Consider the following 10,155-nt stretch of genomic DNA (forward strand, 5'->3'; position numbering starts at 1 on the left):
GCTGCCGCTGGCGGCTCGAGCGCGTCGAACTCGCTGCTGAACTTGGCGCTGACCTCGACCGCCGCCTTGAAGCGGCCGATCGAGAACGGCGCGAGCGGCGTCGGCGTGGCGCCGTCCAGGACGAGCTCGCTCAGGCACAGGCCGACGCCGGGGCCGATCTGGAAGCCATGGCCGCAGAAGCCGAAGGCGTGGAACAGGCCGGGCGTGCTCAGGCTCGGCCCGATCACCGGGATCATGTCGGGCAGATAGCCCTCGATGCCCGACCAGACGCGGATGACATGGCAACCGGCCAGTACCGGCGCCACCCTGGCGAGCGCCCGCATCGCCGCCAGCGTCTTGCCCGGCGGCACCGGGGCGCGATTGGCGACCGGATCGGCCGCGGTGCGCGGATAGCCGGCGAGGATGACGTTGCCGCGCGGGATCTGGCGGAAGATGACCGAGCCGTCGATCGCCTGGACGGAAGGCTCGATCAGATAAGGAAAGGGCTCGGTGACGAATTGCGGCGGGCCGGCGGGAAACAGCGGCGCCGTCTCGCCGAAGCGCTCGGCGATCTCGACCGCCCAGGCGCCTGCCGCATTGACCAGCTGGCCGCAATCGATGGCGAGGCCGGTATCGGTGCGCAGCGCAAAGCCCTGGCCGGCCGCCGCGACCTCGATGACGCGAGCGTTCTCGACGACGGTGACGCCGAGCGCCCTGGCGGCGCGCGCCACGGCCGGCGTCACCAGGCGCGGATTGGCCGTGGCGTCGCGGGCCGAATAGGTCGCGGCCGCAACCTGCCGGCCGAGCCAGGGCCAGCGCCGCCTGAGCTCGGCCGGGCCGGGGCGTTCGATCGCAAGCCCGTAGGATTCGCTCACCGCGGCATAGCCTGCGAGCTTCTGCGCCTCCGCCTCGTCATAGGCGAGATAGAGATGGCCGCTGCGCTCGAACTCGCAGCTTTCGCCGATCAGCTCCTTGAGCCGTTCCCAGAGTTCCTGCGAGCGCAGCGACAGCGGATACTGCCCGGGAAAGCGGCCCTGCAGGCGCAGATTGCCGAAGTTGACGCCGCTCGACTGGGCGCCGACCACGCCCTTCTCCACGATGACGACGCGCTGGCCGCGCCGCGCCAGGAAGAAGGCCGTCCAGCAACCGACCAGCCCGCCACCGATGATCGCGACATCGGCGGTCAACCGGCTCACGGCGCCTCTCCCGCTGCCGAGAGCGCGACCGGCTTCACCGGCGCCTGGGCGCGCAGGCGGCCGGCGGCCGCTCCGGGCAGGTCGGCCGCGCCCGCGACGATTTCCTGCAGCGCCGGACCGCAGACCCGGCCCTGGCAGCGGCCCATGCCGCAGCGGGTGATCGCCTTGACGCGGTTGACCTCGGCCGGGCCGAGCTCGCGCGCCATGGCGGCGCGCACCTCGCCGAGGCTGACATTCTCGCAGCGGCAGAGCAAAACCTCGTCCGGCAGCGCCCGTATCTGCGCCACCGGCCAGGCGAAGGCCGCGGCAAGGCTCTTCTGGAAACGGCGCAGCCGGTGGAGGCGCCGGTGGCTGGCGGCGACTTCGCTCGCCAAGACGGTTTCGCCGAGATCGGCCAGCACGGCGGCGGCAACGACGGTGCCACTGGCCTCGGCCGCATCGGCGCCGCCGATCGTCATGCCGTCGCCGGCGAGATAGAGCCCCGGCGCCGCCCGGCCCTCGGCATCGGCCTGCGGCAGCCAGAGCCGGTAGTCCTCGTCGAAGATCAGCGCCGCGCCCGCCAATTCGGCGAGCTGCGTCTCCGGTTTCAGCCCATAGCCCAGCGCGATCGCATCGCAGGCGTAGCGGCGCTCCCGGCCGCGCCCGTCACGCAGCAGCAGTCCCTCGACATGCTCGCCACCCTCGGCGGCGAGCGGCGTCACCCCCTGCAGCAGCGGCACGCCCGCCAGCAATGCACCGCCGAGATAGGACGCGCCGCGCAGCAGGGTCCGCGGCGAGCGCAGCAGCCCCGGCAGGGCGGAGAACTTGCGCCGGAAGGGCGTGGTGTCGGCGATCACCGCGACCTCGCCGCCGAGCTTGCGGTATTGCTGCGCGGCGAGCCCGAGCAGCGGCGAGGAACCGAGGAAGGCGACGCGCCGGCCGATCAGGCAGCCCTGGTCCTTGAGCGCGACCTGGGCGCCGCCGAGGGTGAAGACGCCCGGCTTCGCCCAGCCCGGAAAAGGCGCGACCCGGTCCATGGCGCCGGTGGCGAGGATCAGCACCTCGAAAGGCAGCGTCGTCGCCACCCCGGCGCTCAGCAGATGCAGCGTCCTGCCCTCGACCGCCCAGACCAGCGTGCCCGGCCGATAGTCGAGACGCGGCCGCAGGGCGGAAAAGCGGGCGTGCAGGCTGCGATAGCGGGCGGCCTCGCTGCCCATCAGCGCCGGCATGTCGAGCGCAAGCCCCGGGGCGGGACGCCGATAGCCCTGGCCGCCGGCCTGCAGGCCCTCGTCGATCAGGGTCACGCTCCGGCCATGGCCGGCCAGCAGCCCGGCGGCGGCGATGCCGGCGGGGCCGGCGCCGACGATGACGATCTCAGCCATGCGGGGCGAGAGCCGCCAGCGACGGCCGGCTGGCGAGGACCATGCCGGGCGCCACGGGGGTCGTGCAGGCGCGCAGCCGCCCGCCGGCATCCGACCAGACCCAGCAATCCTGGCAGGCGCCCATCAGGCAGAAGCCGGCGCGCGGCGCGTCGTCGAACTCGGAATGCCGCAGAAAATGGCGATGGGCGAGCAAAGCGGAGAGCACGCTCTGTCCGGCGATGGCCGGGATCATTTCGCCGTCGAAGCTGAGCTCGACCGGGTCGCCGTCATGCCGGGCGACGCGGAGGAACTGGCCCCGCTCCCCGCGGGACCTCTCCCCTGCCGCAGTGGTTGCGCCTTCGTCGCTCCACGTCATGGCCGCCCTCTCTCAGGCGAAGTAGCTTTTATCGCTATGAGATAAATCTTCTCGTATGAAAATATTCACGCAGTTGCCATGCGTCGTCAAGCTGTAGCGCGCCCTGCCGGTCAGACGCGCGAAATCGCGTGTGCGGTGGCGATGATCAGCGAGGAGAAGCGGCTGGCGACCTCTTCCGGCGAATAGCGCGACAGCGAGACCGCGATGTTGACGGCTCCTTCCGGCCTGCCGCGATGGTCGAGGATCGGCGCGGCGATCGAGCCGTCGCCGAGATAGAACTCCTCGAAGGCGGTGGCGTAGCCCTGGGCACGCGCCTGCCTGACCTTGGCGGCCAGCGCCTCGCGCTGCCAGGTGGTGGCGGGCGTGTGCGGCTCGAGATCGCAGCGGTCGAGGATCGCCATCGCCTCGTCCTCCGGCAGGCGCGAGAGCATGGCGATGCCGGGCCCCGAGCAATAGACCGGCATCCGGCTGCCGATGACGACGTCGGTGTTCAGCATGTGCCGGCTGAGGAAGCGCGAGACGAAGATGATCGAGGTGTCTTCGAGCACCGTCAGGTTGACCGTCTCCTCGGTCTCCTTGCTGAGATGCAGGAGATAGGGCAGCGCCCGGTCGATGAAACGGCTGCCGCGGATGAAATGATGGCCGACCTCGAGCGTCTTGGCGGTGAGCTCGAAGCGCTTCGTCTCCGGATCCTTCCGCAGATAGCCGAGCCGCGTCAGCGTATGGCTGAAGCGCTGCGCCGAGCTGATGTCCATGCCGGTGACCGATGCGACCTGCGACAGGTTCAGCGTCGGGTATTGCCGGCCGAAAGCCGAGAGCACGCGGAACGCCTTGTCGACCGACATCACCATCAGCGGGTCGTCGGCCTTCTCCGCCGCTGTCGCGCCGCGCTTTCGGCTCGAAGGGCGGCCCGCATCCAGCGTCGTCATGCCTGATCTCTCCTTGGCCGGATCAATGGTTGCGCGAAGCCCAGTTGACAAGCTCGCCGTTCCGATTCGATCATTCAATAGAAATTAGCGCATCGCGATAAAATAATCTCGGGAGAGCAGCCATGAAGGAATCGGTCCTCAGCGAAATCCGGGGTCCTGTCGGCATCCTGACGCTGAACCGTCCCGACAAGCTCAATGCCTGGAACACGCCGATGCGCACCCGACTCGTCGAGGCGCTGGACGAGCTCGAGGCGAACCAGTCGGTCCGCGCCATCATCCTGACCGGAGCCGGCGAGCGCGCCTTCGGCGCCGGTCAGGACCTGAACGAGACCAAGACCTTCGACCCCGACCGGGCCGAACTCTGGATGGGCGAGTGGAAGCGGCTCTATGACCGCATCCGCTCGCTCACCAAGCCGATCGTCGCGGCGCTCAACGGCGTCGCCGCCGGCTCGGCCTTCCAGGTCGCTCTGCTCTGCGACCTGCGCGTCGGCCATGCCGGCGTCACCATGGGCCAGCCCGAGATCAATTCCGGCATCGCCTCGACCACCGGCCCCTGGATCATGCGCGAGCTGATAGGGCTCGGCCGCACCATCGACCTCACCCTCACCGGCCGGATGATGGATGCCGAGGAGTGCTACCGCATCGGCGTGATCAACCGGCTGGTGCCGCAGGAGAAGGTGATGGCGGCGGCACTGGAGCTCGCCAACGAGCTCGCCGGCAAGCCGCCGGTCGCCATGCGGCTCAACCGCGCCCGCTTCCGCGAGGTCACCGAGGAGGGCTTCCACGACTGTCTCAAGGCGGGAATCCGCAACCAGCGCGAGGCCTATGCCACGGGCGAGCCGGCGCGCATGATGGAGGAATTCCTGGCCAAGCGGGCGGCACGCAAGAACATCTGAGGCCGAGAACGGCTGACACAACGGCAGGAGAACGCCTGACACTGCACTGATCCATGCCTTCCGACGAGGGGAACGCGGGGGAAACCCGCAATAACGGGAGAAAGCCATGACGACGAAGCAGACGACCAGCAGACGCGACGTGATGAAGCTGACGGCGGGCGCCGCGGCGGCCGGAATCTTCGCCCCCGCGCTGGCGCACCGGGCGATGGCGGCGACGCAGATCACCGTGGCCGACCCCGGTGGCCCGTTCGGCCAGGCTTTCCGCAAGGCTTTCTACGACCCGTTCGAGAAGGAGACCGGCAACAAGGTCGTCAACGTCGCGCGTGAGGCCGAGCCGACCGCCCAGTTCAAGGCGATGGTCGAGACCAAGACCTACACCTGGGACGTCTGCACGCTGACGCTCTCGGCGCGCGACATCCTGGCCAAGCAGGGCCTGCTCGAGCCGATCGGCTTCAGCCATGCCGACGTGCCGGGCATGATGCCCGAAGCCGTCTCGCCCTTGTGGATGGGCACCGACGTCTATTCGACCGTGCTCGCCTACCGCACCGACCGGGTCAAGAACGCGCCGACGAGCTGGGCCGACTTCTTCAATGTCGAGAAATTCCCCGGCCGCCGGGCCATGCGCAAGAACCCGATCGACACGCTGGAGCAGGCGCTGCTGGCCGACGGGGTCAGCCCCGACAAGCTCTACCCGCTCGATGTCGAGCGCGCCTTCAAGGCGCTCGACAAGATCAAGCCGCATATCGCGGTCTGGTGGACCGGCGGCGCCCAGTCGACGCAGCTGCTGCAAAGCGGTGAGGTCGACATGATCCCGGGTTGGAATGCCCGCTTCCAGGCAGCGATCGACGGCGGCACCCCGGCCAAGATCCTCTGGAACCAGGGCCTTTACTCAATCGAGGGTTGGTCGATGCCGAAGGGCGGGCCGCGCTCCGAGGTCGGGCGCCAGTTCATCCGCTTCTGCGCCGACGCCAAGCGCCAGGCGCTGTACACCGAGACGCTGGCCTATGGGCCGACCAATCTCGACGCCTTCAAGTCGATCCCCGAGAAACGCGCCGCCGACCTGCCGACCTCGCCGCAGAACCTGAAGCACATGCAGATCGCCAACGAGGAGTGGTGGGCCGCCAACCGCTCGGCGGTGACCGAGCGTTTCAATGCCTGGCTCCTGAGCTGACGCGGCCGCGCCGTGACGACGCGCCAGACCGATGGCTCGCCGCCGAAGCTCGAGATCGAGGGCCTGTCGAAGCGCTACGGTGCGACGACGGCGCTCGAGCCGAGCTCGCTGCGCGTGTCCGAGGGCGAGTTCCTCACCTTGCTGGGGCCCTCCGGCTCCGGCAAGACCACGCTGCTGCAGCTGATCTGCGGCCTGGTCGAGGCGACGCAGGGGCGCGTCGTCATCGACGGCCGCGACCAGTCCGACATGCCGGTCCACCAGCGCGATATCGGGCTGGTGTTCCAGCACTACGCACTGTTCCCGCACCTCACCGTCGCCGAGAACATCGCCTTTCCGCTGAAGATGCGCGGCCGCTCGGCGGACGAGATCGAAAGCCGGGTCAAGGGCGCGCTCGACATGGTCCATCTCGGCCATCTCGGCGCGCGCTTCCCGCGTGAATTGTCGGGCGGCCAGCAGCAGCGCGTCGCCCTGGCGCGCTGCTTCGTCTACCAGCCCTCGATCATCCTGATGGACGAGCCGCTCGGCGCCCTCGACAAGAAGCTGCGCGAGCAGATGCAGATCGAGATCAAGCGCCTGCACCGCGAAAGCGGCGCGACGATCATCTATGTCACGCATGATCAGGAAGAGGCGCTGGCGCTCTCCGACCGCATCTGCCTGATGAACCATGCCAGGATCGAGCAGCTCGGCACGCCGCGCGAGATCTATGAACGGCCGCGCACCGCCTTCGCGGCCGACTTCATCGGCATCTCGAACATCCTGCGCGGCAAGGCGGAAGCCGACGGCACGCTGGCGACCGAGCACGGCCGCTTCACCCTGCCGGAGGGTGTGCGCTGCGCCAATGGCGAGGGTGCGCTGGTGATCCGCCCCGAGCATCTGCGCCTCGGCCAGCGCGACGACAACCATATCCGCGGCCGCGTCGCCGAGATCGTCTATGCCGGCTCGGAGACAAGGGTGATCGCGGCGTTCGGCGAGGACGAGCAGTTCGTGCTGCGGCTCGGCCCGGACGAGCCGGTGCCTCGGCTCGGCGAGGAGATCGTCGCCGGCTGGGCGCGCGAGCGGGCGGTGCTGGTCGCATGAGCGCCGCCGCGACAGCGCCGGCCACCGCCCGCAGGCTGCCGCGGCTGGGAGCGCTCTGGCTGGCGGCGCCGGGGCTCGCCTTCCTGGCGGTGTTCTTCGTCTACCCGGTCGCGCAGCTTCTAGGCCTGAGCCTGTGGAGCGCCGAGACCGGCTTCTCGACGGCGACCTATCAGCGCATCGCCGCGACCGACGTCTATCTGCGCGTGCTCGGCATCACCTTCAGGATCGCCGGCTACACGGCGCTGGCCTCGCTGGCGATCGGCTACCCGCTGGCCTATTGGCTGGCGCGCATGCCCGAGCTCTTCCGCGGCCGCATGCTGCTCTTCGTGATGATCCCGTTCTGGACGAGCTATCTGGTCAAGACCTTCGCCTGGATGATCGTGCTCGGCCGCAGCGGCCTGATCAACACGCTGGTCCTGGGCAGCGGCGTCACCGACCAGCCGCTCAGCCTGCTGCACAACGAGTTCGGCGTCATGGTCGGCATGGTCCACGCCATGGTGCCGCTGGCGGTGATGACCATGCTGCCGGTGATGAGCGGCATCGACCAGCGCCTGGTGCAGGCGGCGCAGACGCTCGGCGCCGCGCCGGCGCGTGCCTTCTGGCTGGTCTATTTCAAGCTCTCCTTGCCCGGCGTCACGGCGGCGGGGCTGCTCGTCTTCATCTCCTCGCTCGGCTTCTTCATCGTGCCGGCCTTCCTCGGCGGCCGGCGCGAGACGATGCTGGCGCAGCTCATCATCACCCAGGTGCAGGAGCTGCTGAACTGGCCCTTCGCCGGGGCGCTGGCGGCGATGATGCTGGCGGCGGCGCTGCTCTCCTGCTGGTTCTACGACCGGCTCTTCGGCCTCTCGACGATCTCGGGCGGCGCGGCCCATGAAGGCAGCGGCCTGATCCGTGCACTCGGCCTGAAGGTCCTCGGCGCGATCGCGCAGGCGAGCGCCGGACTGGCCGATCTCAGCCGCCGCATCCTCGGCAAGCGCGGCAACGGCCTCATCCTGCCCGCCTTCGCCTGGCTCGCCATCGCCTTCCTGGTGCTGCCGACGCTGCTCGTCATCCCGCTCGCCTTCACCTCCTCGCAGTTCCTGGAGTTCCCGCCGCCGGGCTACAGCCTGCAATGGTTCAAGACCTATTTCGACTCGCCGCTCTGGATCCAGGCGACGATCCGCTCCTTCGCCGTCGCCTTCGCCACCGCGCTGGCCGCGACCGCGATCGGCGGCTTTGCGGCGCTGGCGCTGGCGAACAGCCGCACGCGCTGGGGCGGGCTGATCTTCGCCCTCTTCCTGGCGCCGATGATCGTGCCGCGCATCGTCATAGCGGTCGGCCTGTTCTACCTGTTCGCGCGGATCGGCCTGGTCGCGACCGATCTCGGCCTGATCATCGGCCATACCGTGCTCGCCATCCCCTTCACCATGGTGACGATCTCGGCCGTGCTGAAGACCTATGACCAGCGCCTCGACCAGGCGGCGGCGACGCTCGGCGCCAACCGGCTGCGGACGCTCGGCTTCGTCACCGTGCCGCTGGTCAAGGGCGGGCTGGTCGCCGCCTTCCTGTTCGCCTTCATCACCTCCTTCGACGAACTGACCATCGCGATCTTCGTCAGCGGCGGCATCAAGACGACGCTGCCCAAGCAGATGTGGGACGACATGATCCTGCAGCTCAACCCGACGCTGGCCGCGGTCTCGGTCGTCGTCTTCGTGGTCGTGACCAGCCTGCTGCTGCTGGCCGAACGCTTCCGCCGCGCCAACTGAGCGAGTTCTGGAATTCCAATGGCATTCGACGACGAGGGATTTGTCGGGCTCCTGCGGGAGCGGGCCGGGCGCGACCCCGACGGCCTCTACGCGCGCTTCGAGGGCGGGCCGCTGAGCTATGCCGCGCTCGACGCCCGGGCCAGCGCCTTCGCCGCCCATCTGCGGCGGCTGGGGATCGGGCCGGGCGAGCGCGTCGCGGTGATGATGCGCAACAGCATCGCGACGCTGGCCGTGATCTTCGGCCTCGCCAAGGCCGGCGTCGCCTGGGTCCCGGTCAATGCCCAGCAGCGCGGCGAGGGGCTGCGCTACCTGCTCGGCCATTCCGGGCCGCGGCTGGTCGTGGCCGATGCCGAGCTGGCGGAACTGGTCGCGCAGGCGGGTCCGGAGGAGCGCGCGCCGGCGCTCCTGATCCATGCCAAGGGCGGCGCGCTCGAGGCGATCTTGCAATCCGGCGAAAGCTTCGACGAGCCTGAACCCGCCGCCGATGATCCCTTCGCGATCATGTACACCTCCGGCACGACCGGCCGCCCCAAGGGCGTCATCGTCTCGCACCGGATGCTGCGGCTGGCGGCGGAGGGCGTCGGCCTGGTCTCGGCGGCCAAGCCCGGCGAGGTCCTGTTCGTCTGGGAGCCGCTCTATCATATCGGCGGCGCGCAGCTGCTGCCGCTGCCGATGCTCCGCGACGTCACGCTGGCCATGGTCGACCGTTTCAGCGCGACGCGCTTCTGGGACCAGGTCAAGGCCGAGGGCGCCAGCCATATCCACTATCTCGGCGGCATCCTGCAGATCCTGCTGAAGCAGCCGCCCGGCCCGCTCGACCGCGGCCATGGCGTGCGCATCGCCTGGGGCGGCGGCTGCCCGCCGGATATCTGGCCGCAATTCGAGCAGCGCTTCGGCATCGCGATCCGCGAATGCTACGGCATGACCGAGGCCTCGAGCATCACGACCTGCAATGACAGCGGCGTCGTCGGCGCTGTCGGCCTGCCGATGCCCTGGTTCACCGTGGAACTCCAGGACCCTGCCGGCAGGCCGGTCGCGCCGGGCGAGCGCGGCGAGATCGTGGTGCGCACCAGCAAGCCGGGCGCGATCTTCCCCGGCTATCTCGACAATCCCGAGGCCACCGCCAGGGCGCTGCGCGGCGGCGCGCTCCATACCGGCGATCTCGGCTCCTTCGACGCCTCCGGCAATCTGCGCTTCCATGGCCGGATGACCGACAGCGTGCGCTGCCGCGGCGAGAACGTCTCGGCCTTCGAGGTCGAGCATGTCGCCGCCGAGCACGAGGCCATCGAGGCCTGCGCCATGGTCGGCGTCGCGGCCGAGATCGGCGAGCAGGAGATCAAGCTCCTGGTCAAGCGCAAGCCCGGCGCCGCCCTCGACGCAGCCGAGCTGTCGCACTGGCTCGGCCAGCGCCTCGCCGCCTATCAGAACCCGCGCTACATCGCCTTC

Annotated in this window: 9 protein-coding genes; 5 read left to right on the forward strand and 4 right to left on the reverse strand. The window is 69.5% G+C overall.

Translation table 11 applies throughout. From position 1 onward, the window contains the following. The 4 genes from V6M56_RS00825 to V6M56_RS00840 form a co-directional block, all read right to left on the reverse strand. Positions 1-1,175 (reverse strand): NAD(P)/FAD-dependent oxidoreductase (locus V6M56_RS00825; RefSeq protein WP_332680669.1); only part of this gene is annotated, 1,175 nt, incomplete at its 3' end. Then, a complete protein-coding gene (locus tag V6M56_RS00830) occupies positions 1,172-2,536 on the reverse strand; it encodes an FAD/NAD(P)-dependent oxidoreductase (RefSeq protein ID WP_332680670.1) in 1,365 nt (454 codons plus the stop codon). The genes V6M56_RS00830 and V6M56_RS00825, both read right to left, overlap by 4 nt. Further along, positions 2,529-2,891 carry a (2Fe-2S)-binding protein gene (locus V6M56_RS00835; protein WP_332680671.1) on the reverse strand — a complete coding sequence of 121 codons (363 nt, stop codon included), beginning with the start codon at positions 2,889-2,891 and terminating at the stop codon, positions 2,529-2,531. The genes V6M56_RS00830 and V6M56_RS00835 overlap by 8 nt, the downstream gene beginning before the upstream one ends. Positions 2,892-3,001: 110 nt before the next feature. Beyond that, positions 3,002-3,820, reverse strand: a complete 819-nt coding sequence (locus V6M56_RS00840) for an IclR family transcriptional regulator (protein ID WP_332680672.1) — start codon at positions 3,818-3,820, stop codon at positions 3,002-3,004. Between the two features lie 122 nt (positions 3,821-3,942). On the opposite strand from V6M56_RS00840, the gene V6M56_RS00845 reads away from it, so the two are divergent. The 5 genes from V6M56_RS00845 to V6M56_RS00865 all read left to right on the forward strand — a co-directional run. Then, the gene (locus V6M56_RS00845) at positions 3,943-4,716 is read left to right on the forward strand and encodes an enoyl-CoA hydratase/isomerase family protein (RefSeq protein WP_332680673.1); all 774 of its coding nucleotides are present in this window, start codon (positions 3,943-3,945) and stop codon (positions 4,714-4,716) included. Positions 4,717-4,822: 106 nt separating this feature from the next. Continuing rightward, positions 4,823-5,887 (forward strand): ABC transporter substrate-binding protein, encoded by a 1,065-nt coding sequence (locus V6M56_RS00850; RefSeq protein WP_332680674.1) that lies wholly within the window; start codon positions 4,823-4,825, stop codon positions 5,885-5,887. A gap of 12 nt (positions 5,888-5,899) precedes the next feature. Continuing rightward, complete coding sequence (locus V6M56_RS00855) at positions 5,900-6,964, forward strand: ABC transporter ATP-binding protein (RefSeq protein ID WP_332680675.1); 1,065 nt, start codon at positions 5,900-5,902, stop codon at positions 6,962-6,964. Beyond that, the gene (locus V6M56_RS00860; protein WP_332680676.1) at positions 6,961-8,709 is read left to right on the forward strand and encodes an ABC transporter permease subunit; all 1,749 of its coding nucleotides are present in this window, start codon (positions 6,961-6,963) and stop codon (positions 8,707-8,709) included. The genes V6M56_RS00855 and V6M56_RS00860 overlap by 4 nt, the downstream gene beginning before the upstream one ends. A gap of 18 nt (positions 8,710-8,727) precedes the next feature. After that, the coding region (locus V6M56_RS00865) for a class I adenylate-forming enzyme family protein (protein WP_332680677.1) at positions 8,728-10,155 on the forward strand (1,428 nt) is incomplete at its 3' end.

The organism is Allobosea sp., assembly GCF_036675845.1.
Lineage (GTDB): Bacteria > Pseudomonadota > Alphaproteobacteria > Rhizobiales > Beijerinckiaceae > Allobosea.